Origin of the sequence: Tepidicaulis sp., assembly GCF_965222285.1 — a bacterium.
GTDB lineage: Bacteria > Pseudomonadota > Alphaproteobacteria > Parvibaculales > Parvibaculaceae > Tepidicaulis.
Map to the genome: position 1 here is coordinate 1,561,666 of NZ_OZ244942.1, position 21,052 is coordinate 1,582,717.

Consider the following 21,052-nt stretch of genomic DNA (forward strand, 5'->3'; position numbering starts at 1 on the left):
CTCGCTGGACCCTTTATTGGCCCATGATCATTTGTTTGAGGGAAGCGACAGCGCGCCCGAAAAGGCCCTGCTGCTCGACATCGGCTCCCGCCACAAGCGGAATGCGCCGTGTCGGCATGTCGGGCGCGGTGACGACGAGTGTGCCCGCTTGCTCACCTGCGGTGATCGGCGCCTGCAGAGGGCCGTTCCACTCGGCGGTGACTTTCATGTCTTTGCGCGCGTCGCGCGTCATGATGATCGTCACGTCCTCGGTGACGACGAGCGGCACCTTGTCGTAGACGCCCTGCCAGACATCGGCGTTTTCAACCACCGAGCCTGCGGCATAAAGATCGTATTCCTTGAACTCGCGGAAGCCCCATTCCATCAGCTTCTGGCTTTCTTCCGAGCGCTCGCGCTCCGAGCCGAGCCCGTTCACCACCATAATGAGCCGCCGGTCGCCCCGCTCGGCGGAGGCGACAAGGCCATAGCCGCTATCTTCTGTGTGGCCGGTTTTGAGCCCGTCCACATTCATGCCGAGATAGAGAAGCGGGTTGCGGTTGTGCTGCGTGATACCGTTCCAGGTGAACTCGGTTTCCGCGAAATAGGGATAATATGCAGGCAGATCGTAAATGATGTGGCGGGCAAGGATCGCGAGTTCCCGCGCGGTCATTTTCTGGTCCGGGTCGGGCCAGCCGGTAGAATTGGCGAAGGTCGCTTTCTCCATGCCCAGTTCCCGTGCGCGGTCGGTCATCGCTTCGGCAAACGCGGCCTCGGAGCCTTTCAGCCCTTCGGCAATGGCGATGCAGGCATCATTGCCCGATTGCACGATGACACCCTGGATCAGGTCCTTCACGGGAATACGCGAATGCACTTTCGCGAACATGGTCGAGGAACCGGACGCCGCCCCGCCCTTGCGCCAGGCATTTTCGGAGATCGTGAATTCATCCTCAAGGCTGATCCGGTCTTCCTTCAGCGCCTCGAACAGCATGGTCATGGTCATGAGCTTGGACATGCTGGCCGGGCTCATCAGCTCGTCGCCTTTTTTCTCGTAGAGAATGGCGCCGGTTTCCCCATCCATGAGAACGGCATATTCCGCCTTGGTTTCAAAGGAGGCGTAGGCGCCAGTAGCGCCTGCGGCCATGGCGAAAGCCGCAACGGTGAATGCGAGAAACGAAATGCGTGCCGCCTGAATGTAGGAACGGATCATAATACTCCTGCCCGATAGCTGTCCGGTGCCGTGAGCCCGGCTTGCAAGCCGGGAGTTTAGAAAGTCGGCGCTTATTCCACAATGATGCGGGCGCCGTGATGTCCTTTATCGACCACGCTATTGAGCAGCGTGTCGGCCATCTCCACGTTATTGGCCGGAACCCGCACGCGGTAAAGCGTGCGCCCCGAGACATTGACCGGTGTGACGGTCACATCACCGAGCGCGGCAAGCTCGCTTTTCACGAGCTGCGCATTCTCGATGCTGGAGAACGCGCCGGCCTGAACGTAGAGCTGGTTGGGCCCTGCCACCGGCACGACATCGACGCCTGGCTGCGGGGAAACGGGATCGTCCCGGATGGGCTGCATCCCGTCGGTGGGCGCGGACGAGATCGGCGCCATCGTGGCTTTCGGTGTTACGGCCTGGCTGCCTGCAAGGGCCGCCGTCTGCACATTGCCGGTAGGTACGGGTTTCAGTGCCTCAGCCGGTGTCTCGGGCGCCGGCATGACGAATGTTTCTTTCGCCGAGACCACTCTTACCGGCGGCTCGCCCGGCAGCGGCGCGCGGCTGAGATATTGTACCCGCACTTTTGCGGTGCCCTGTTTCAGATAGCCGAGAAGTTCGGCGGCCCGGCGCGAGAGATCGATCTCGCGCCCCTTGGCGAAGGGGCCGCGGTCATTGACCCGCACGACGAGCGAGCGCCCGTTTTCCAAATTCGTCACCCGCGCCAGCACCGGCATGGGCAAAGTGGGGTGCGCGGCGCTGATCGCGTTCATGTCGAAGATTTCGCCATTCGCGGTCGGCTTGCCGTGAAATTGCGGCCCGTACCAGGAGGCGATACCCGTGGAATCGTAAGTCTCGTCTTCGGCGGGATAATACCAGACGCCGAAAATCTGATAGGGCGAGCCGACCTTGTAAACGCCGCCTGCGCCCGAGGGCTGGCCGTCCCGCATCACCGACTTGGCGACATGGGTGCCAAGCTGTGTTTCGGCGCAGCCGCTTAGGAAAAGCGCTGCTGCCACAATCAAAACCGGGAAAAATACCCATCGGCTCTGGAAGAGGCGTGCCGCCCCCCCCGAGCCGGATAACGCCGCCGAACCCGCCTTGCCAGATAAGCTCATGATCGCGCTCTTGTCTCCTGCTTGGCCCCCGTCAGGCCGCCTGAAAGCGGCCCGGCCCGCATGAACACTCGAATCATACAGAAAGAAAGTCACCACGTCCTTACTCTATCTCAAAACCGGTGGGCGGGGAAAAGTCGGCTTCTCCGCGCATTCGGGGGAAAATCCACCGTTCAAAGAGCCCGGATGACGCCCTGCTCCTTTGCCCCTATAAGAACCGCATGAGTAAGACAGCCAAACCCGCAGAAAACCTGCCGGATAGCCTAACCGCAGGCCTGACCCGCCTTGTCCGGCAAAAGCCCGTCGGCCCGCGCGATCTCGATATGGCCGCGCTTTTCGTCCTCGACGCGGTGGCCAACATTCTGGGCGGGCGAAACTCAGAGCCCGGCCGCACGCTCCTTGCCTGGTGGAATGAGGCTCTCTCCGGCAATAGCGGGGCGGATGCCGGGCGCTGGGCTTTTCTCATGGGCGCGCTCTGCCACATTCTGGAAACCGACGATCTTCACCGCACTTCCGTGGTTCATCCGGGCTGTGTCGTGGTGCCTGCTGCCTGGGCGCTTACCGCCCGCCCCGGCGCTGCGGCGGAGGGCCCGGCGTTTCTGACCGCCGTTCTGCACGGCTTTGAAGCGGCAACCAGGGTCGGCATGGCCGTGGGCGCTGCCCATTATAAAATCTGGCACAACACGGCGACCTGCGGGCCCTTCGGCTCGGCCATGGCGGGCGCGCATCTTCTGGGCCTCAGCGAAGCGCAAACCGTGCATGCGCTCGGCAATGCGGGCAGCCAGTCCTCGGGCCTGTGGCAGTTTCTGGAAACCGGCGCCATGACGAAGCATCTTCATGCAGGCCATGCGGCGGAAGTGGGCCTGCGCGCCGCAGAACTTGCAAAAGTCGGCTTTACCGGCCCGCCGAAAATCCTGGAAGGCGAGAAAGGTTTTTTCCGCGCCGCTTGCCCGGATGCAAAACCCGGCGCGGTGCTTGCCGACGCCGGTGCGCCCTGGCAATTGACGCTCACCTCGATCAAGCCCTGGCCCTCCTGCCGTCACACCCATCCGGCCATCGATGCGGCGGGCGGGCTGCGCGCGCGGCTGAAAGCGGCCGGCGCGGCGGCAGAAGACATCGTGAAAGTCGAGGCGGATGTCTATCAGGCGGCCATCGATGTTTGCGACCGCCCTTCCCCGGATACCGATTACGACGCGAAATTCTCGCTCCAGCACGCGGTGGCCGTGGCGCTTTTGCGGGACAAGGTGGATTTCGAAGCCTTCGGACCCGAAGAGCGCGATCATGCCCGCGCGCTGGCCGCCCGCGTGGAACTGCGCGCCGCCCAGCCTTATGACGGCGCCTACCCCATTTCCTGGGGCAGCGCGGTGCGCGTGCATCTGAAATCCGGCGAGGTGCTGGAAGAGACCCGCAAAAGCGCAAAGGGCGACCCGGAAGCCCCGCTCGAGCGGGATGAAATGATCGAGAAAGCCGCCATGCTCATGCGCCATGGCGGCATTGCGGAGCCGGACCGGCTGATCGAAGATATTCTCGCCCTCGCCCAGCCGGGCAGCGCGCTGCCGGTTCTCGATATCGTCTGAAGCAGCCGGGCCTGAAACGCCTTAGCCGCTGATGCCCGCAATATGCGTCAGATAGAGCTGGGCTGCCGCGCCGATGAGGAGCGGACCCCAGAGCCAGCTCGTGCGCCAGAGGAAGCTGCGCTTCTTCTTGGCCTTTGCTTTCTTACCGCCGCTCTCTTCGCTGCCGCTTTCCTGTGCCGCATCACTTTCGGCAGCGTCTGCCGCCGCGCTGCTCAGCGAGCGGGTGGCGACCGGCGTCTCCGGTGTGGGCAACCTATATTCGGTAATAAAGGAACGGGCGATGTACAGCCCCAGCACCATCATCGCGATTGCCGGGACCCACCACTCAGTAAGATTGAACTCCATCGGTACTACTCTTGATCATTTCCCCCCTGAGGGCCGCCTTAACATGGGCGTACCTCTTTGGCTGCATATTGGCAAAAAAGCCTGCCCCCCGCAAAACAACAATGATTTGTTTCCGAAGCCCTTGTTTTTGAGGTGTTTTTTCGCCTGAGAGCGGGCCAAAAGGGGGAGGACAAGCCCGCTTTGCCTGTGATATAGCCTGCCGCACCGCCGGGGCGCGCAACCAGCCCCGCATCCGTGGCGGGCCTTTGGAGGGGTGGCCGAGTGGTTGAAGGCACCGGTCTTGAAAACCGGCAGGCGGGGAACCGTCTCGTGGGTTCGAATCCCACCCCCTCCGCCAATGTGCTGTAACACCGATTCCGCCAAGTTGTTATCAAGTTGTGGAGATATGGGTAGTCGGAATCCCTCCTCAAATCGCGTGCGGTAGCATGGACCAGATCGAGCATCCGTCTGTTGAAATTTGGGAAGAACGACGTGCTTGGTTTGAGACCGAGTTTGATGTCGAACAGCGAGGCGGTGGATATGTTGTTGGTGAGCATGCGACGGGCCTGTTGATCGACCTACAGGCGGCCTTTTGTGCTGGCGCATTTGTAGCCACAATAATTTTGGCTTGTACAATCATTGATGCGCATCTACGTGAAGTAGAGCTAGACGACCGCTTCGAGGGAGGCATGAAAGCGGCCTTTAAGTATTCGGGCCGCGTATCGGATCTAGAATGGTTACGTTTGCGGCGGAATGCGCTGGTGCATTTTAATTTGTCGAAAGGCCCGGCCGTTACTGTGGATGGTCATTACTGTTCGCGAGAAGTCCATGAAAGGGATGCGCGACGAGCCATTAATTTGGTAGCGGAAGTGTTTTTTGAAACACCCTGGGTGTAGAAGCAGCTTGACGATATCGATATGCTCCCCTGCCCATTCTGCCAGATTACACGGACGGGTTTTTGGGCTGTATTGGCGCTGCCCGGCAGAGCCCTCAAAAGGCTCCGCCGGCGCAAATATCAGAGTTAAATCGTCACGAAGCCTTCCGGCGACATTGTCCAGTAAGGGTTCCAGGCGACTTCCCAGGCATGGCCGTCCGGGTCTTCGAAATAGCCGGAATAACCGCCCCACTCCCGTTTCACCGGCTCACTGAGAATGGCGCCGCCTTTCAGTTTGCGGATCTCGCTTAAGAGTGCATCGACCGCCTCCGGGCTTTCGACGTTATGCGCAAGCGCAATGCCGCCGCGCCGCACGGCGATGTCACGGCCGAGTTCCTTTGCCATCTCGTCCTGTTTGAAAAGCGAAAAGGCAAAGCCGTTCATCTGAAAGAAAGCGATATTGTCGGCGGTGAAGCTCGGCGTCCAGCCGAGCCCGTCCCTGTAAAAGGCGAGCGCGCGGGGAAGGTCTTCCACCGCAAGGGTGATAAGTGTCAGTGCTTGTTTCATGTGTTTTCTTGTCCCGTTGTCAGGGGCGTGAGACGCCCGGTTGATCTGAGCGCGCCGGGCAGCAGGGAATGGGGAGGAAGTTTCCACGCGCCATCCCCGCCCGCCCGTGCGGCCAGCGGCAATGTCGCGGGACTGAACGAAGGCACGCCTTCGAGCGCCAGTGCATTGTCCGGAGAGAGCGAGTTGCGCAACCGGAACAACGGGACGGATCAACCAGACCGGCCTGACTTTTTCGACAGAGTGAGTATGCTGGCCGGCGCAGCGGGGCGTCAAGTTTCGGTAGGCAGCCGGAACCTGGGAGGGGAGCTACAGGAGGCCCAGGATTATGACCGTTACACTCAACCACACGATCATCCACGCGCGCGACCAAGTTGAAACCGCCGAGTTCATGACAAGCATCCTTGGGCTCGAGCCCCATGTCATGCTGCCTCCCTTTGCGGTGGTGCAGGTGGACGATACATCGCTCGACGTGATGGAAACGTCAGATCCCATCTCCTCACGCCATTTCGCGTTTCTGGTAAGCGAAACGGAGTTCGACGAGATTTTCTCGCGGCTGAAGGCGCGCGGTCTCAGCTATTGGGCCGATCCCTTTCAGAAACAGCCGGGCGAGATCAATCATTGGGACGATGGGCGCGGTGTTTACTTCAAAGACCCGAACGGCCATTTGCTCGAGATCCTTACCCGCCCCTATGGGAGCGGCGGGCTGGAGGCAAAACACCCCAACCCGCTTTTGTCCTGATCAGCGCCAGTATCCGGCCATTATGCGGCGGCAAGCCAGCCGCGCCAGGTAAAGGCGGCATAGAAAAGCTCGATATCAGAAAAACCGGCAGCTTCGAGTAGCGCCTCGTCCTCTTCGGGCGTCAGCGTGTTGAGGGAACGTTCGACCGCGCCGCGCGCCCCTTCCACCTCCTCCGGGTCTGCGCCCGAGGCAACGGCGAAAGCGGCGTAACGGGAGAGCCAGATGGGCCGCTCAGCCTCGCTTTGCGGAAAACTGCTATGCGCGGCGACAAAGGGCGCGCCGGGTTTCAGACGGCGGCGGATTTCCTCCATCGTGCGCCGCCGTTCCTCCGGCGCCAGAAAATGCAGTGTGAGAAGGCATGTCGCCGCATCGAACGGGCCTTCCGGCGCATCGTCGATATAACCTTCATGTAAGCGTACGCGGGAGCTGAGAGGGCCGAGCGTTTGCCGGGCAAGACCGAGCATGTCCGGCGCAGGGTCCACTCCGTCAAAGCTCCAGCCGGGATAAGTCTCCGCAAAAACCTTCAGTTCCAGTCCGCCGCCCGCGCCCAGCACCAGAACCTGCGCGTCTTCGGGTATTTTCTCCGCGAGCAAGACGCCTGTCATGCGCTGCATGTCGGCATAACCCGGCATATAGCGGGGCGGGCCTTGCGTGTAGCGCGCGATCACGTCCGGATTGGAGAAATTGGCGAGCAATTCGTCATTCTGCATGAGCGGTGTCCAGGCGGTAAGGGCCGCCGATTTTGGCAAGCCGTTTGTGAAAGTCGGCACTTAAAGCGGCGAGCGTGACGTCACCGAACCGGGCAAGCAGCAGGGCCTCGGCATCTCTAAAAGCCTGATTGAGAGCAGCGTTCACCACCTGCTCGACAAGACAGCCCGGCGCTTCCGTCCGGTTGCCGATGGCAAGAAGCGAGGCACCGCCGACGGCTTTGTGAATATCCAGCAGCGTGACGGCAGATAGATCGCAGGCGAGCTGCCAGCCGCCGCCATGGCCTTTTTCCGAGCGTACATATCCCCGTTCGCGCAGGCCCGCCATCACCCTCCGGATAACGACCGGGTTGGTTCCCATGGCTTTGGCAAGTGTTTCGGAGGTGACCGGTCCATCGTGCTCCGCCATGTGGAGGAGAACGTGAAGGATGCCGGAGAGTTTGCTGTCTCGTTTCATGTAACTAATAATATTACATGAAACGAGTAGCGTCAATCTTGAGAGGAATGACCTGCTTTCCCTTGGGTGATTTTGTGTAGAATACCCGCCAACAAAAAGATGGATGGCTAAGGGAGAGAGCTGTGGCGGATTACGATCTGATCATCAAAGGCGGCAAGATTGTCGATGGCACGAGCGCGCCCGCCTTTACCGGTGACATTGCGGTGAAGGACGGCAAGATCGCCGCCGTGGGTCAGGTCACGGGCACGGCCACGCGCGAGATCGATGCCGGCGGGCTTTTGGTAACGCCGGGCTTCGTCGACATTCACACGCATTACGATGCGCAGGCGACCTGGGACCCTTATCTCACCCCCTCCTCTCTCCACGGCGTGACCACCGTCGTCATGGGCAATTGCGGCGTCGGTTTTGCGCCGGTGAAGCCGGAGCAGCGGGACGATCTCATCGACCTCATGGAAGCGGTGGAGGACATTCCCGGCGTTGCCATGCATGAGGGCATCAAATGGGAATGGGAGACCTTTCCCGAATATATGGATACGCTCGATAAACGCCGCTTCACCATGGATGTGGGCGTGCAGATGCCGCACTGCGCGCTGCGCGTCTATGTGATGGGAAAGCGCGGCGTCGATAATGAATTCGCGACCGCCGAAGACATGGAAAAAATGAGCAAGCTCACCTATGAGGCGATCAAGGCGGGCGCGCTCGGCTTTTCCACCTCGCGCACGGATTTGCACAACACGCTGGAAGGCAATCCGGTGCCCGGCACCTTCGCGGCGAAGGATGAGCTTTTTGCGATCGGCGATGCGCTGGAAAAAGCGGGAACCGGCGTCTTCCAGATTTCGGCGACGCACCGCGACATGGACCAGGAATTCGAGTGGATGCTGGAAATGGCGCGCAAGACGGGCCGCACCGTGACCTTCAACCTGCAGCAGATCGACGAGCGGCCCGATCTTTACAAGAAGCTGCTGGCGATGCTGGACAAGGCGCGCGCCGAAGGCGTGACCAATCTGCGCGGCCAGCATTCGGGCCGCCCGGTCGGTATCCTGATGGGCTGGCAGACCTCCGTTCATCCCTTCATCGCGCATAAGGAATATGCAAAGCTTGCCAAGCTGCCGATCAAGGAGCGGATCGAAAAGCTGAAAGACCCGGCGGTGAAAGCCGCCATCCTGGCGGACAGCAATCCCAATCTCGGGGATTTCGGCAATTTCGTCACCGGCTCCTTCCACAAGATGTATCCGATGGGCGTCGAGGAAAATTACGAACCGGCCCAGGAAGATTCCATTGCCGCGATTGCGATGCGTGAAGGCAAGAGCGCCAAGGAAATCGCTTACGATGCGATGATGATGAATGGCGGTGAGGCGCTGCTCTATTTCCCGCTCTTCGGCTATTCGGACAATGACTTTTCCGCCATCGAGGAACTGCTCGAACATCCGCAGACGGGCTTGAGCCTCGCGGATGCGGGCGCCCATTGCGGCGCGATTTGCGATGGGGCAACGCCGACCTTCATGCTCACCCACTGGGTGCGGGACAGAAAGCGCGGGCGCAAGCTGCCACTCGAGCAGATCGTGCGCATTCAAACGAAAGACACGGCCGAGCAATATGCGCTGTTTGACCGGGGCGTCATTGCGCCGGGTATGCGGGCCGACATCAACGTCATCGATTTTGACAACCTGAGCTGCCCGCCGCCGGAAATGGTGTTCGACCTGCCGGCCTCGGGCCGCCGTCTCTTCCAGGGTGCGGAAGGTTATGTGGCGACCATCGTCAAAGGCGAGGTCGTGATGGAAAATGGCAAGCCGACAGGCGCCCTGCCCGGCAAATTACTGCGCGGCCCGCAAGCTGCAGCCTGACCGTCAAAGAGGGCGAAACGAAAAAAGGGAGAGGCCGGGCCTCTCCCTTTTCTTTTTCGGTAGGGTCCGGTTTCAGCCCGCGTCTTTGAATTTCGCGGGGCGTTTTTCCAGGTTCGACATGATGGATTCGATCTGGTTCGGCGAGCCGATCAACTTGTCCTGCTCGATGGATTCCATCAAAAGCCCGTCCGCCGCCGTCGCATAAGGCGCGGCATTGTAAATTCGCTTCATGGCGCGGATGGCATCCGGGCTCTTGCCGGCGATTTCCTTTGCCGTCGCCAGCGCCTCGGCGAGCGGGTCTTTTGCGACGCGTGTGGCGAAACCATAGTTGAAGGCTTCCTCACCTGAGAAGATACGGCCCGTATAGCTCAGCTCCCGGACGATATCTTCACGGGCAAGATGGCGCATGAGCTGCGTACCCGCCATATCGGGCACGAGGCCCCATTTGACTTCCATGACGGAAAGCTTCGTGTCGGGCGCGACATAGCGGATATCCGCGCCGAGCATCACCTGAAAGCCGCCGCCGAAAGCAACGCCGTGAACGGCGGCGATCACCGGCACCGGCACCTCGCGCCAGATCCAGGCGGCATATTGCGCGTCATTGGCAATACCCTGGGTGCGCTTTTCAAGCCGCCCTTCCCCGCTGCCGGCAGCCGGGTTCGAGCCTTTGCCGCTGCCGCCTTCTTTCATCTTGGCGAAATTGCCCATGTCGAGTCCGGCGCAAAAGGCCCGGCCCTCGCCTGAGATAACGGCAACACGCACGGACGGATCGCTTTTCAGCTTCTCACCCGTCTCCAGCAAGGCCTGGAACATGGCCGGATCGAGCGCATTCATCTTGTCCGAACGCACCAGCCGGATATCGGCCACACCCTCTTCGATTTTCAGCGAAACGCGGTCGCTCATCTTTGTCTCCACCCTGTTGAATGTTTATTGGCGGCAGATTAGGCGAGTGGCAAGGTTCGCGCAAATGCCGCAGCGTCGCTGCCGCTTTGCCGCCTTGAAAACTACTTGCCGATTTTGAACGTGGCGCTTGCCCGCGCAACAAGCACGCCTTCGGGCGTGAAAAGCTCGGCTTCGGCAAAGGCGATGGATTTGCCCCGGTGGCGCACCCAGCCCTCGCCGTGCAGCTCACCGACGCCGGCTGCGCCCAGAAAACTCGTTTTCATTTCCAGCGTCACTTGCGGCGTGCCCGGCACCTCATGGGTGCTGCGCACCGCATGACCGCAGAGCCCGTCCAGCATGGCGGCAAGAAAACCGCCATAGATGCGCCCGCCCCGGTTGATGAAGTTTTCGCCTGCATAATAAGAGGCCTTCACCCGGCCGGGCTCCACGGAAATGACTTTCTTGCCGAGGGTGACGGCGGCGGGAGATTCCCATGTCTGGTCTTCCGGACGCAGATCGCTGTCGCTCACTTGGTATTTCCTTCAGGTTGCGGCAAACGGCGCCGGTAAAGATCGAAGACTTTCTCCCAAACGGCCTCTGCCGCATCGGCCTTATAAAGCGGGCGTTCGGGAAAACAGAAGCCGTGTTCCGTGCCGGGCCAGATGTCGAGCTGGTAAGGCACGTTGTTTTTCTCCAAGGCCTCTTTTAAATCCGGAATGACGTTATCCGGCACCCAGGCGTCGGTTTCGGCAAAGCCGAAATAAAGCTCTGCCTTGATGCGGGGAGCCAGAAGATGGGGCGAGTCTTCCTTATCCGTGACGATGCCAACGCCGTAAAGCGAGACGGCGGCGGCAAAGCGGTCGGGAAACGTGCCCGCCGCGGAGACCACATATTGCCCGCTCATACAATAGCCGATGCAGCCGGCAGGCCCGAACGCGGCGTTTACATTCGTGTCGAGAAAATCGAGCAGCGCGCGCGTGTCTTCCATGATGAGCCCATTGTTGAGCGAATACATGGCATCGAACACTTCCTCGCGTACATCATCGTTCGGAATGGGCGTTGGAAAGCGTTTGCGTCCAAGCCGGTAATAAAGATCCGGCAGAAGCACATAATAACCTTGCGCGGCGATGCGGCGGCAAAAGCCGTAAAGTTCCTCGCGGATGCCCGGCGCGTCCATATAAAGAATGATGGGCGGATGGCGCTTGCCGTCTTCCGGCCAAACGGTGAAGGTTTCGATCTGGCCGCCCGGCCCGTTTATCTGCTCGATCTTTTCGTGCATATGGCTCCTCCAGCGCGCAGCTTAAAAAGCTGCGGCCTCCTGTCAAAGAAAAACACTGGCAAAGGAAAAGCTGGCAAAGAAAAACGCCGGCACGGGGCCGGCGTCTTGTCTTCATCTCTACCAGTAGCCGGGATCAGGCCGTTGCCTTGGCGCTGTCGCGTTCCTTCATGCGCTCATACCAGGCAAGCACATTCTTGTTTTCAGGCTTAAGCGGCTGGCCGACGCTCACGCCGAAATCGAGGAAGCAGAAGAGCAGAATATCGGCAAGGCTCATGCGTTTGCCTGCGAGATACTCTTTGCCTTGGAGCTGCCCGTCGAGCCAGACGAGCTTGTCCTGCGCAATGGCTTTGAGCCCGTCTGCCGCTTCCGGCAGGCAGCGCATGCGGTTCTTGAACATCTCCAGCCCTTCGGAAAAACGGAAGCCGTTCGCCAGCGGCTCGCAAATGCCAAGATCGACGCGGCGCGTCCACATGCGCGTTTCCGCGCGCTCTTCTGGCGTTTTGCCGACGAGGCCGGACTGGCCTTCTTTCTCATCGAGATACTCGCAAATGGCCGTCACTTCCGCGAGGATCGTGCCGTCATCGAGCTCGAGGCACGGAAGCTGCCCGGCGGGGTTCTTTTGCAGGTAAGGCTCGGCGCGGTTTGCCGCGCCCATAATGTCTACTTCCTCGAACGGCACCTCGATGCCGCGTTCGGCCATATACATTTTGACGACCCGGGGGTTGGGGCCGATGGAATTATAGAATTTCACTGCGCGCTCCTGTTGTTTGGCCATTCAGATTGGCTCTTTTGTGCAAGCCCATTTTCATAATTGGCTCTGCTCTAGGGCAAAGAAGACATGTCTGCTATGACAGGATCAATAGAAATCTTGAACGAGCAGGCCAATGTCGGAGTTGCGGGACGAGGCGCCGGGCGGACGGGCGCCCCTTTTCTATGGCTGGTACATTGTGGCCGCGGCCTTTGCCGTCATGACCGTGTCGGCGGGGCTCGGCTTTTACAATCTCGGCGTTTATCTGAAAGCTTTCGTCGCCGAGCGGGACTTTGCCGTATCGGTGACATCGGCGGCGACCGCGAGTTTTTTCATTTCATCGGGCCTCACGGGCCTTGTCGTCGGTGCCTATATCGAAAAGCACGATCCGCGCTGGTCGGTACTGGCGGGCGCGGTAATCGCCTCTGCTGCCATGTTCGGCGTACGCTGGGTGGAAGAGCTTTGGCAGCTTTATGCCTTTCACATTCTCTTCGGCGCAGGCTATGCGGCCTGCGCGCTTTTGCCCTGCACGACGCTGGTGGCGCGCTGGTTCAACGATAAGCGCTCCATCGCGCTTTCTTATGCCTCCACGGGGCTTTCCGTCGGCGGCATTCTGCTCACCCCGCTTTCCGCCAAGCTCATCGATATTGGCGGTATCGGCTGGGCGGCGCAGTGGCTCGCCCTGATTTTTTTTATCGGCATTGTGCCGGTGTCTCTTCTTGTCTTCCGCCCCTCGCCCGCTTCCATGGGGCTTCGGCCGGACGGGGCGGCGGTAAGCCGGGATGAAAAAGGCAACGCGCTGCCGGAAGCGGCGGCAGAAGGCGCGGATTTCGGCGCGGCGGTGCGCTCGCGGCTCTTTCTTTTCATGGTCGCCGCCTTCGTCTTTGCCATGATGGCGCAGGTCGGCACAATCGCGCATCTCTTTCGCCTCGTTGCGACGCGCACGGGCAGCGACGACACCGCCTCCCTTGCCGTGGCGCTGATGGCGGGCTCCAGCATTGCCGGGCGCCTCATTGGCGGGCAAGTGCTCACCCGCCTTCCCGCCCGGCCTTTCGTTCTGGCACTGACGCTCGTGCAGGGAAGCGCGCTCGTGCTTTACGCTTTTGCGCAAAGCGAGGCGGCGCTTTTTGCCGTCGCGCTTTTATTCGGCACCTCCGTCGGCAATTTGCTGATGATGCAGCCGCTCATCGTGGCGGAGGCTTTCGGCCTTAAAGCCTATGGCCGGCTCTTTTCCTGGAGCCAGTTTGCGATGACGCTGGGCGTTGCCTCCGGCCCGGCAATGATCGGTTTTATCTATGAACAAGCGGGCGGCTATCAGCCCGCCTTCCTGCTGATGGCCGCTGCCTCGCTTACGGCCTTTGTCTGCCTTCTGGCGGCGGGTTCCTTCGATGTCTTCCGCAAGAACGGCTGGCAGGCGCCGGTAAAACGACAAATAAAGTAAAAAACGACAAACAGATAAGAGGAAACGCAATGTCCCGATTTGGCCCCGGCGTCACGCTCAACGATCCCGCTTTCATTCACGAGACGGCGCTTGTCTATGGCAAGGTGACGATCGATGAAGGCGCCTCTCTTTGGCCCTATGTCGTTATCCGCTCGGAAATGCATGAAGTGCGGATCGGTAAGCGCACGAATATTCAGGACTTCGTCATGATCCATGTCGGCAATACGACACCGACGATCATCGGCGATAATTGTTCGATCACTCACCATGTCACGGTGCATGGGGCGGAGATCGGCGATAATTGCCTCATCGGCATCAATTCGACGCTCATGGACGGAGTGAAAGTCGGCAAGAACTGCATCATTGCCGGGCATTCCATTCTGACGGAGGGAACGGAAATTCCCGACAATTCCATCGTCGCGGGCGCGCCAGCCAAAGTGATCAAGACGCGGGACAATGGCGCGGCCAATATCATGAATGCCGCCTTCTATTTTGAGAATGCCAAAGCCTATGCGCGCGGCGAGCACCGGGTGACGGATCTGCCGGAATTCGGCGCGGCCATGCAGGCCGAGCTTGAAAAGCTGGGCCGGAACAAGAGCTGACCAGGCTATTCCTTGTGGGGCATGCCAGGGCTGGCGGAGGCCGCCCGCTGCCGTTAGACTGCGCGCCAAATCACTCCCATTCCCACTCAAATGGCAGGACCGATGAAACTTCCCAGCCAATTCTATAAGCCCCTCGCCATCGGCGCGCCCGCTCCTTTCCGTGAGCTTCCCGTGCGCACCGAGCGGATGATTCACTTCTTCCCCCCGCAAAACGAGAAGATGCGCGCCAAGGTGCCGGATCTCATTTCCAAGGTGGATGTGATCCTGGGCAATCTGGAAGACGCCATTCCCGCCGAAGCAAAGGAAGCGGCGCGGGCCGGGTTCATCGAAGTCGTCAAAGCCAATGATTTCGGCCAGACGGGTCTTTGGACGCGGATCAACGCCCTGAACAGCCCCTGGGTGCTCGATGATATTACAGAGATCGTCAGCGCCGTCGGCGACAAGCTCGATGTCATCATGCTGCCCAAGGTCGAGGGCGACTGGGATATTCATTATCTCGATCAACTTCTCGCGCAGCTGGAAGCGAAGAACGGCATCAAAAAACCTATTCTCATTCACGCCATTCTGGAAACCGCGCAAGGGGTGAAGAATGTGAACGAGATTGCCGCGGCCTCTCCGCGCATGCATGGCATGAGCCTCGGCCCGGCGGACCTTGCCGCCTCCCGCGGGATGAAGACGACGCGCGTGGGCGGCGGACACCCCTATTACGGCGTGCTGGCGGATGCCGAGGAAGGCCAGGGTGAGCGGCCCTTCTATCAGCAGGACCTCTGGCATTACACCGTGGCGCGCATGGTGGATGCTTGCGTTGCCAACGGCCTGCGCGCCTTTTACGGCCCCTTCGGTGATTTCGGTGACGAGCGGGCCTGCGAAGCGCAGTTCCGCAATGCCTTCCTGATGGGCTGCTCCGGGGCGTGGTCGCTCCACCCCTCGCAGATCGATATCGCAAAACGTGTCTTCAGCCCCGAAGTGAACGAAGTGCTCTTTGCCAAAAAAATTCTGGACGCGATGCCGGACGGCACGGGCGCCGTTATGATCGACGGCAAGATGCAGGACGATGCCACCTGGAAACAGGCCAAGGTGATCGTCGATCTGGCCAAGATGGTGGCGGAAAAAGACCCGGACTTGGCGAAAGCCTACGGCTTCTGATCAGCCGGCGCGGGCAAGCAGCCGGTTTAGAGCCTCTTCAACGGCGGCGATGGGCACAAGCGATGCATCCACGCCGCCGTAATCTTTTGCATCGACGATTTCCAGCAGCCGCGCACCGGGCGCATATTTTTTCGGATCGTGCTTGGCAAAAATCGAAACGAGCGGCGCGCCGCCCACGGCAAGCATGTGCCCCGTGCCGGAATCATTGGCGACCGCCGCCTTCAGTCTTGCGGCCAGCGCCATGACAAGCAGAGGGCCTTTGACATCACCGTAAGGATCGAGCCGGTTCCACTCGGGAAAAAGCGCGTCAGGTACGGCGGAAGCGAGTGGCGTAAGCCAGTCTTTTTCTTCCGGCCCTAAAAAGAACACGGGCACCCGCCCCTGATCTTTCTGCTTGCGGGCAAGCTCGATGAAATTGTCGAGCGGCCAGCATTTGCTCTTATCCCCTGCCCCCGGCGAAAAGCCGATATAAGAAGGCCCTTCCGGGAGCAGCGCGGCGGCGGCTTCGCTGACGCGGCTTGCAAGCGGCATGGCAAAGGCCGGGTCGGGAACGGCCGGCGGCGCGGCAAGGTCGAGCAGTTGCATCAGATAAGCGGAAAACGAGCGCGGCGAGCTGTTTCCTTTTTCGGGGCGGGTGTCCGAGAACATGAACCCGGCTGTGCCCGAGACGAACTGACCGTGCGAAAGACGTTTCAGGATGAGTGTGCGCAGGACAAGGCGCTGTGTATCGATGATGACGTCGAAATGGCGCTTGCGGACAATCGCGCGCGGCAGCAGCAATTCGCTGGGGGATTTGCCGACCCCGGCGCATTCGATCACTTCATCGACGAAAGGCGCGGCGGCATCTTTCAAAATCCCGGCATAAACGGTTTTGCCGAGGCCCGAGAGCCAGGTGATATGCGCACCCGGAAAACGGGCCCGGCAGGCATGCAGGAACGGCAATTTGATAATGCCGTCGCCGATCTGATCCTGGCCGGAATAAATCAATACCGAGCGGGCCCCGGCTGCGTTGGCCCCTTCTGAACGCTTCGCCACCCGTCTTTCCCCAAATCCGTTAGGCGCAAAAAACAATGCCCCGCCGAGCGGTAAGCACCGGCGGGGCACGGCTAATGTCGCCTATCGGCTAGGGGTTAGGCAAGAGCCGCAAGCGCTTCCTTGGTAAAGGGCACGAGGTCTTTCGAGCGGCCCTCGCGGATTTTGTTCGGCCATTCCGGATCGACCAGAAGAGCGCGCCCCACGGCCACCATGTCGAACTCGTCCTTTTCCAGCCGGTCGAGCAATTTGTCGATGCTGGTCGGCTCTGAAGATTCGCCCATGAAGGCGCCGATGAATTCCCCCGAAAGGCCGACGCTGCCCACGGTCATGGTGGGTTTGCCGGTCAGTTTCTTCGTCCAGCCGGCAAGGTTGAGGTCGGAGCCTTCGAATTCCGGTTCCCAGAAACGGCGGGTCGAGCAATGGAACATATCGACACCGGCATCGGAGAGCGGCTTGAGGAAGGCGGCCAGCTCATCTGGAGTCGGCGCGATCTTGTGCTCGAAATCCTGTTGCTTCCACTGCGAGAAACGCAGAATGAGCGGGTAGTCGTTGCCCACTTCGCGGCGTACCGCATTGATGATATCGACGGCGAATTTCGTGCGCTGAGCGGCCTGCTCGCCGCCATATTCATCATCGCGCTCATTCGTACCGGCCCAGAAGAACTGGTCGATAAGATAGCCATGGGCGCCGTGCAGTTCGATCGCATCGAAGCCGAGCTCGCGGGCATCCGCTGCGGCACGGCCGAAAGCGTCGATCACGCTCTGGATGTGCTCTTTCGTCATCGGGTCGGAAACTTTTTTGCCTGGCTTGAAGAGGCCAGAGGGCCCGGCGCTCGGCAGTTCGGAGCGCGGTGCATTGCCCGGATCGCGCATGGTGCCGACATGCCAAAGCTGCGGCGCGATGAGCCCGCCTGCGTCATGGACTTCTTCCACAACGCGCTTCCAGCCTTTCAATGCATCGCCGTGAAAGGCCGGCACATTGGCCGCCATGGTGGCGACGGGATCGGCAACGGTCGTGCCTTCCGTGATGATGAGGCCCGTGCCACCTTCCGCACGGCGGCGGTAATAGGTGGCGACATCTTCGCCCGGCGTTTCGCCCGGCGAGAACTGGCGCGTCATGGGCGCCATGGCGATACGGTTTGGAACCGTCAGGCCGTTAAAAGTGAAAGGGCTGAAAAGTTTGTCGAGTGATCCGCTCATGAAGGTCCCTTGAAATGTGATGAGGCGGCCTTGCCGCCAGTACCAATTTGAATGGCGTACATATTGAGACTAAGGCCGCAAAAGGCAACCTTTGCCGCCATAACTTTTACGAAGCGGCGTTCTGCCTTTCCGGTTCTTTCCTTTCAGGATCAATCGGCTAGGCTGCGGTAAAACAATGGAGAATGCGGGGAGAAAAGCATGTGGGGTTCAAATCCGGTTCTGGAGAAACTGGGATTCGGTAAAAATGACCGTGTCGCCATCATCCATACGGACGATATCGGCATGTGCCAGGCTTCCGTTTCCGCCTTTATTGACCTTTGGGAGGCGGGCCGCATCACCGCCGGAGCGGCCATGGTGCCCTGCCCCTGGTTCGGCGAAATCGCCGCTTATTGCCGGGCGAACCCGGAAACGGATATGGGCGTTCACGCAACTTTGACTTGTGAATGGCCGACCTTCCGCTGGGGGCCGCTGAGCACCAGGGATGCGGGCACCGGCCTTCTGGATGAGGAAGGCGGGCTGCACAAGACGTGCGAAGCGCTGGCAGCTGACGGCCATGCGCCCGCCGTGCGGGCCGAGCTTGCCGCGCAGATTGCCCGCGCCCGCGCTGCCGGTATTTCCCCCACCCATATGGACACGCATATGGGCTCGGTCATGCATGCGAAATTCTACGAAGGCTTTGCGGAGACGGCGCTGGCCGCAGGTATTCCGCCTTTTGCGCTCCGGCTGGAAGAAGCCCAATGGCTGAAAGGCGGCTATGACGCAGAAAGCGCTGCAGTGCTTTTCAAGCAGAGCCAGCGGTTGGAACAGCTCGGCGTACCTCTTCTTGACAGAATATTGAATGTTCCGCTTGCGGAGGAGGAAAACCGGCTGGAGAAGACCCGCACCGTCTTCCGGGCTATGAAACCGGGACATTTGAGCTATTTCATTTTGCATCCGAGCCGGGACACGCCGGAATTACGGGCCATCTGCTCGGATTGGCGCTCACGGGGCGCCGATTATGAGATTTTCCTCTCGGGCGGTGTTGCGGAGACGGTTAAGGAAGAAGGTATCCACCTTATCGGCTGCCGGGATCTGGCAAAGCTGATGCCCGACTGGGCGAATGCCTGATCTGAGGACCCCGCGCTATCCGGCAATGCTTGCCGAATAAGCAGGGCACGGGTAACAATAAGGGATAAAAATTGTTCAGTAACCGCAGGTTGAGCGGATCATGTTAAAGCGTGATGCAAAGTTTCAGATCGGCCAGGTCGTGCGCCACCGGTTCTATCCGTTCCGGGGTGTGGTGTTCGATGTCGATCCCACTTTCAACAATACCGAGGAATGGTGGCAGTCCATTCCCGCCGAGGTGCGCCCCCGCAAGGACCAGCCCTTCTATCACCTTCTGGCGGAGAACGAGGAGACGGAATATGTCGCCTATGTGTCCGAGCAGAACCTTTTGGAAGATGAGACGGGCCGCCCGATCCGCCATCCGGAAGTGAGCCACTTTTTCGGATCGCTGGAAAACGGTGTTTACCAGTTGCGTTCGGATATTGCACATTGACGGCGCGCCATCACCGCCCGGCATAAGGACCAACGACACTGCGTAAAGATCGCCGCCCCTACCCGGTCCGCCGTATCAGAGACGGATTAGAGCGTTTTTACACGCGGCATTACCTCGCCCCTCATTTCGCGGAAATAGGACCTGGGCTCGACGCATCTTATCCCTGGACTATCGAGGTCTGGGGGCCCAACGTGACGGCCGGTAAGAACCTGCATATCCGCTCGGCGCGGGGCCACATGGTGCGCCTTTCCACATGGGACACCGGCACGCGCCAGGGTCGCATCGAGATCGGCGATAATGTGCTGATCTCCCCTTCCAATCAGATCGTTTCATCCGTCGGCATTACCATCGGTTCCAACACGATGTTGGCGAGCGGTTGTTACATTTCCGATTCGGACTGGCACGACACCTATGACCGCACGGCGGAACATGAGAAATATGCGCCGGTCGTTTTGAAAGATAATGTCTGGCTCGGTGTACGCACCATCGTCGGCAAGGGTGTGACGATCGGCGAGAACAGCATTATCGGCGCAGGCTCAGTGGTGATGACGGATATTCCGGCCAATGTCATTGCCGTCGGCAATCCGGCAAAGCCCGTGCGCGAGCTGGACATGACCCGCGAATTCCGCAAGCGCGAGGAACTCTTCCATAATCCGGAAAAGCTGGCCCGGGATATGGATCAGCTGCAGCGCTATCTTTTGCGCGAGAATACGTTCCTCAACTGGCTGCGCATTCTGGTGGCCCCGCGCCGGGGTGATTGACGAAAGCGCGGCCCGTCACCAGCGCAGATATTGCGTTTCGGTGAAACCGGGCATGGCCTCTATCTTGTAAGCCTTACCGCCTTCATCTTTCAATTCGCCGTTGAAGAAGCCGAACATCTGGTGGAAATTGCTGGCGATCTTTCCGTTCTCGCCTGTGGCGTGATAACCGCCTGCGGGCGTGAAGGTCAGATCGGCTTTGCCGTCCTGTGAGTAAATCCGCCAGGGCGCATCGAGGTTCTCGTCGTCGAAATCGATCATGACGTGGTCGCATTTGACCATCGCGCCGTTTACCCAGAAACAGTTTTCCGTCTGTCCCGTCTCGTTAACGCCGTTCGAGACATTGAGGCCAAGCACTGTGCCGTCCGCCGCGCGGCCGGAGAAACAGGCCCAGTTCCAATAGGTTTCGGGCCGCAGAAAACCTGCCGTGTAATCATGATGGGCGCAGGCGCCGAGCGCCGCAAAATCATACTGTCCAAAGGGGCCGGAGGCCTCCCCCTCGCCTATAACGCCAGCCACCTTCTGCGCATAAGTCCAGCCGGCGGCGCCCGTCTGCGTGCAAAGACGCAAAGTCTCGAACCCGGCTCTGCTTTCACTGAAAGAAAGCGAGATCGCCGTGCCGTCATCGAGGCGGACGTCCAACTTTTTCGATAGCGCTTCTTTTTCGGCTCGCATGACGATGCGGTTTTCACCGAAACGGAAAAGGCTTTCGCCGTCATCCGGATCGAGGGCGAAATGGCATTCATCGCCTTGGCGCGCGCCGAAGCGGCGCTCTAGCACGAAGCGGTTTTCGGAAAAGTCGAAAATATAGAGGAAGGCGGATTTGAGCGCGGCGGAATAAGTCACCGCGCAGCCGAGCACGAACCACGCCGAGACCGCGCCCAGAAACTGAAAGCCTTTGAAATCGCTCTCGCGCCGCTCTTCCGGCAGGAGAGCGCCAAGCGGCGATTTGAGTCTGTAGTCGCGGTAACGGATCGGGCCGATTGGGGAGCCGAAGAGCCCTTTCTTCACTGTCCCGTCTTCGCGGATCAACGG

Annotated in this window: 23 protein-coding genes and 1 tRNA gene; 11 read left to right on the forward strand and 13 right to left on the reverse strand. The window is 60.0% G+C overall.

Going from position 1 to position 21,052, the window contains the following annotated elements:
* Window positions 1-13: 13 nt before the first annotated feature.
* Both ACOQOT_RS07325 and ACOQOT_RS07330 read right to left on the reverse strand, forming a co-directional pair.
* Window positions 14-1,186 carry a D-alanyl-D-alanine carboxypeptidase family protein gene (locus ACOQOT_RS07325; protein ID WP_420561682.1) on the reverse strand — a complete coding sequence of 391 codons (1,173 nt, stop codon included), beginning with the start codon at window positions 1,184-1,186 and terminating at the stop codon, window positions 14-16.
* Between the two features lie 71 nt (window positions 1,187-1,257).
* Window positions 1,258-2,205 (reverse strand): septal ring lytic transglycosylase RlpA family protein, encoded by a 948-nt coding sequence (locus ACOQOT_RS07330; RefSeq protein ID WP_420561683.1) that lies wholly within the window; start codon window positions 2,203-2,205, stop codon window positions 1,258-1,260.
* Between the two features lie 317 nt (window positions 2,206-2,522).
* On the opposite strand from ACOQOT_RS07330, the gene ACOQOT_RS07335 reads away from it, so the two are divergent.
* Complete coding sequence (locus ACOQOT_RS07335; protein WP_420561684.1) at window positions 2,523-3,878, forward strand: MmgE/PrpD family protein; 1,356 nt, start codon at window positions 2,523-2,525, stop codon at window positions 3,876-3,878.
* Between the two features lie 21 nt (window positions 3,879-3,899).
* Here the strand turns inward: ACOQOT_RS07335 and ACOQOT_RS07340 are convergent, their stop codons facing one another.
* On the reverse strand, window positions 3,900-4,223 hold the full coding sequence (locus ACOQOT_RS07340; RefSeq protein ID WP_420561685.1) for a hypothetical protein: 324 nt from the start codon (window positions 4,221-4,223) through the stop codon (window positions 3,900-3,902).
* A gap of 247 nt (window positions 4,224-4,470) precedes the next feature.
* Here ACOQOT_RS07340 and ACOQOT_RS07345 point away from each other — a divergent pair.
* Both ACOQOT_RS07345 and ACOQOT_RS07350 read left to right on the forward strand, forming a co-directional pair.
* Window positions 4,471-4,560: transfer RNA gene (locus ACOQOT_RS07345), tRNA-Ser, on the forward strand.
* A gap of 88 nt (window positions 4,561-4,648) precedes the next feature.
* Complete coding sequence (locus ACOQOT_RS07350; RefSeq protein WP_420561686.1) at window positions 4,649-5,098, forward strand: hypothetical protein; 450 nt, start codon at window positions 4,649-4,651, stop codon at window positions 5,096-5,098.
* Window positions 5,099-5,223: 125 nt separating this feature from the next.
* Here the strand turns inward: ACOQOT_RS07350 and ACOQOT_RS07355 are convergent, their stop codons facing one another.
* Window positions 5,224-5,643, reverse strand: coding sequence for a VOC family protein (locus tag ACOQOT_RS07355; RefSeq protein WP_420561687.1), 420 nt, complete (start codon window positions 5,641-5,643; stop codon window positions 5,224-5,226).
* A gap of 325 nt (window positions 5,644-5,968) precedes the next feature.
* Here ACOQOT_RS07355 and ACOQOT_RS07360 point away from each other — a divergent pair, with 325 nt between their 5' ends.
* A complete protein-coding gene (locus ACOQOT_RS07360; RefSeq protein WP_420561688.1) occupies window positions 5,969-6,382 on the forward strand; it encodes a VOC family protein in 414 nt (137 codons plus the stop codon).
* 20 nt (window positions 6,383-6,402) lie between these two features.
* Here the strand turns inward: ACOQOT_RS07360 and ACOQOT_RS07365 are convergent, their stop codons facing one another.
* Together ACOQOT_RS07365 and ACOQOT_RS07370 are read right to left on the reverse strand one after the other, a co-directional pair.
* Entirely contained in the window at window positions 6,403-7,092 is a 690-nt protein-coding gene (locus ACOQOT_RS07365) for a class I SAM-dependent methyltransferase (RefSeq protein ID WP_420561689.1), read from the reverse strand.
* Window positions 7,082-7,546, reverse strand: a complete 465-nt coding sequence (locus ACOQOT_RS07370) for an Rrf2 family transcriptional regulator (protein ID WP_420561690.1) — start codon at window positions 7,544-7,546, stop codon at window positions 7,082-7,084. Before ACOQOT_RS07370 ends, ACOQOT_RS07365 begins: the two co-directional genes overlap by 11 nt.
* A gap of 122 nt (window positions 7,547-7,668) precedes the next feature.
* Between ACOQOT_RS07370 and ACOQOT_RS07375 the strand changes: the two genes are divergently transcribed.
* Window positions 7,669-9,390 carry an N-acyl-D-amino-acid deacylase family protein gene (locus ACOQOT_RS07375; RefSeq protein ID WP_420561691.1) on the forward strand — a complete coding sequence of 574 codons (1,722 nt, stop codon included), beginning with the start codon at window positions 7,669-7,671 and terminating at the stop codon, window positions 9,388-9,390.
* Window positions 9,391-9,462: 72 nt separating this feature from the next.
* Here the strand turns inward: ACOQOT_RS07375 and ACOQOT_RS07380 are convergent, their stop codons facing one another.
* The 4 genes from ACOQOT_RS07380 to ACOQOT_RS07395 all read right to left on the reverse strand — a co-directional run bounded on the left by ACOQOT_RS07380 (window position 9,463) and on the right by ACOQOT_RS07395 (window position 12,326).
* Window positions 9,463-10,293 carry a crotonase/enoyl-CoA hydratase family protein gene (locus ACOQOT_RS07380; RefSeq protein WP_420561692.1) on the reverse strand — a complete coding sequence of 277 codons (831 nt, stop codon included), beginning with the start codon at window positions 10,291-10,293 and terminating at the stop codon, window positions 9,463-9,465.
* 101 nt (window positions 10,294-10,394) lie between these two features.
* Window positions 10,395-10,802 carry a PaaI family thioesterase gene (locus ACOQOT_RS07385; protein WP_420561693.1) on the reverse strand — a complete coding sequence of 136 codons (408 nt, stop codon included), beginning with the start codon at window positions 10,800-10,802 and terminating at the stop codon, window positions 10,395-10,397.
* Entirely contained in the window at window positions 10,799-11,551 is a 753-nt protein-coding gene (locus tag ACOQOT_RS07390) for a dienelactone hydrolase family protein (RefSeq protein WP_420561694.1), read from the reverse strand. The genes ACOQOT_RS07385 and ACOQOT_RS07390 overlap by 4 nt, the downstream gene beginning before the upstream one ends.
* 133 nt (window positions 11,552-11,684) lie before the next feature.
* Window positions 11,685-12,326, reverse strand: a complete 642-nt coding sequence (locus ACOQOT_RS07395; protein WP_420561695.1) for a glutathione S-transferase family protein — start codon at window positions 12,324-12,326, stop codon at window positions 11,685-11,687.
* 109 nt (window positions 12,327-12,435) lie between these two features.
* Between ACOQOT_RS07395 and ACOQOT_RS07400 the strand changes: the two genes are divergently transcribed.
* The 3 genes from ACOQOT_RS07400 to ACOQOT_RS07410 all read left to right on the forward strand — a co-directional run bounded on the left by ACOQOT_RS07400 (window position 12,436) and on the right by ACOQOT_RS07410 (window position 15,488).
* A complete protein-coding gene (locus tag ACOQOT_RS07400; RefSeq protein WP_420561696.1) occupies window positions 12,436-13,740 on the forward strand; it encodes an MFS transporter in 1,305 nt (434 codons plus the stop codon).
* A 29-nt stretch (window positions 13,741-13,769) separates the two neighbouring features.
* Window positions 13,770-14,342 carry a gamma carbonic anhydrase family protein gene (locus ACOQOT_RS07405; RefSeq protein ID WP_420561697.1) on the forward strand — a complete coding sequence of 191 codons (573 nt, stop codon included), beginning with the start codon at window positions 13,770-13,772 and terminating at the stop codon, window positions 14,340-14,342.
* Between the two features lie 102 nt (window positions 14,343-14,444).
* Window positions 14,445-15,488 carry an HpcH/HpaI aldolase/citrate lyase family protein gene (locus ACOQOT_RS07410; RefSeq protein ID WP_420561698.1) on the forward strand — a complete coding sequence of 348 codons (1,044 nt, stop codon included), beginning with the start codon at window positions 14,445-14,447 and terminating at the stop codon, window positions 15,486-15,488.
* Here ACOQOT_RS07410 and ACOQOT_RS07415 read toward each other — a convergent pair whose 3' ends face one another.
* Window positions 15,489-16,523 carry a glycosyltransferase family 9 protein gene (locus ACOQOT_RS07415; protein ID WP_420561699.1) on the reverse strand — a complete coding sequence of 345 codons (1,035 nt, stop codon included), beginning with the start codon at window positions 16,521-16,523 and terminating at the stop codon, window positions 15,489-15,491.
* Window positions 16,524-16,618: 95 nt separating this feature from the next.
* Window positions 16,619-17,722, reverse strand: a complete 1,104-nt coding sequence (locus ACOQOT_RS07420; protein WP_420561700.1) for an NADH:flavin oxidoreductase — start codon at window positions 17,720-17,722, stop codon at window positions 16,619-16,621.
* A 198-nt stretch (window positions 17,723-17,920) separates the two neighbouring features.
* Between ACOQOT_RS07420 and ACOQOT_RS07425 the strand changes: the two genes are divergently transcribed.
* From ACOQOT_RS07425 to ACOQOT_RS07435, 3 genes are all read left to right on the forward strand, one after another.
* Complete coding sequence (locus ACOQOT_RS07425; protein WP_420561701.1) at window positions 17,921-18,829, forward strand: ChbG/HpnK family deacetylase; 909 nt, start codon at window positions 17,921-17,923, stop codon at window positions 18,827-18,829.
* A 100-nt stretch (window positions 18,830-18,929) separates the two neighbouring features.
* On the forward strand, window positions 18,930-19,259 hold the full coding sequence (hspQ, locus tag ACOQOT_RS07430) for a heat shock protein HspQ (RefSeq protein ID WP_420561702.1): 330 nt from the start codon (window positions 18,930-18,932) through the stop codon (window positions 19,257-19,259).
* 191 nt (window positions 19,260-19,450) lie between these two features.
* Window positions 19,451-20,020, forward strand: coding sequence for an acyltransferase (locus ACOQOT_RS07435; RefSeq protein WP_147446275.1), 570 nt, complete (start codon window positions 19,451-19,453; stop codon window positions 20,018-20,020).
* A gap of 15 nt (window positions 20,021-20,035) precedes the next feature.
* Here ACOQOT_RS07435 and ACOQOT_RS07440 read toward each other — a convergent pair whose 3' ends face one another.
* Complete coding sequence (locus tag ACOQOT_RS07440; protein ID WP_420561703.1) at window positions 20,036-21,028, reverse strand: DUF2804 domain-containing protein; 993 nt, start codon at window positions 21,026-21,028, stop codon at window positions 20,036-20,038.
* Window positions 21,029-21,052 lie beyond the last annotated feature (24 nt).

What these genes read in the sequence shown, in the direction of transcription:
- ACOQOT_RS07325 (WP_420561682.1), bottom strand. Translation starts at nt 1,186, where the DNA reads ATGATCCGTTCCTACATTCAGGCGGCACGCATTTCGTTTCTCGCATTC.
- ACOQOT_RS07335 (WP_420561684.1), top strand. Translation starts at nt 2,523, where the DNA reads ATGAGTAAGACAGCCAAACCCGCAGAAAACCTGCCGGATAGCCTAACC.
- ACOQOT_RS07340 (WP_420561685.1), bottom strand. Translation starts at nt 4,223, where the DNA reads ATGGAGTTCAATCTTACTGAGTGGTGGGTCCCGGCAATCGCGATGATG.
- ACOQOT_RS07350 (WP_420561686.1), top strand. Translation starts at nt 4,649, where the DNA reads ATGGACCAGATCGAGCATCCGTCTGTTGAAATTTGGGAAGAACGACGT.
- ACOQOT_RS07355 (WP_420561687.1), bottom strand. Translation starts at nt 5,643, where the DNA reads ATGAAACAAGCACTGACACTTATCACCCTTGCGGTGGAAGACCTTCCC.
- ACOQOT_RS07360 (WP_420561688.1), top strand. Translation starts at nt 5,969, where the DNA reads ATGACCGTTACACTCAACCACACGATCATCCACGCGCGCGACCAAGTT.
- ACOQOT_RS07365 (WP_420561689.1), bottom strand. Translation starts at nt 7,092, where the DNA reads ATGCAGAATGACGAATTGCTCGCCAATTTCTCCAATCCGGACGTGATC.
- ACOQOT_RS07370 (WP_420561690.1), bottom strand. Translation starts at nt 7,546, where the DNA reads ATGAAACGAGACAGCAAACTCTCCGGCATCCTTCACGTTCTCCTCCAC.
- ACOQOT_RS07380 (WP_420561692.1), bottom strand. Translation starts at nt 10,293, where the DNA reads ATGAGCGACCGCGTTTCGCTGAAAATCGAAGAGGGTGTGGCCGATATC.
- ACOQOT_RS07390 (WP_420561694.1), bottom strand. Translation starts at nt 11,551, where the DNA reads ATGCACGAAAAGATCGAGCAGATAAACGGGCCGGGCGGCCAGATCGAA.
- ACOQOT_RS07395 (WP_420561695.1), bottom strand. Translation starts at nt 12,326, where the DNA reads ATGGCCAAACAACAGGAGCGCGCAGTGAAATTCTATAATTCCATCGGC.
- ACOQOT_RS07400 (WP_420561696.1), top strand. Translation starts at nt 12,436, where the DNA reads ATGTCGGAGTTGCGGGACGAGGCGCCGGGCGGACGGGCGCCCCTTTTC.
- ACOQOT_RS07405 (WP_420561697.1), top strand. Translation starts at nt 13,770, where the DNA reads ATGTCCCGATTTGGCCCCGGCGTCACGCTCAACGATCCCGCTTTCATT.
- ACOQOT_RS07410 (WP_420561698.1), top strand. Translation starts at nt 14,445, where the DNA reads ATGAAACTTCCCAGCCAATTCTATAAGCCCCTCGCCATCGGCGCGCCC.
- ACOQOT_RS07420 (WP_420561700.1), bottom strand. Translation starts at nt 17,722, where the DNA reads ATGAGCGGATCACTCGACAAACTTTTCAGCCCTTTCACTTTTAACGGC.
- ACOQOT_RS07425 (WP_420561701.1), top strand. Translation starts at nt 17,921, where the DNA reads ATGTGGGGTTCAAATCCGGTTCTGGAGAAACTGGGATTCGGTAAAAAT.
- hspQ (WP_420561702.1), top strand. Translation starts at nt 18,930, where the DNA reads ATGTTAAAGCGTGATGCAAAGTTTCAGATCGGCCAGGTCGTGCGCCAC.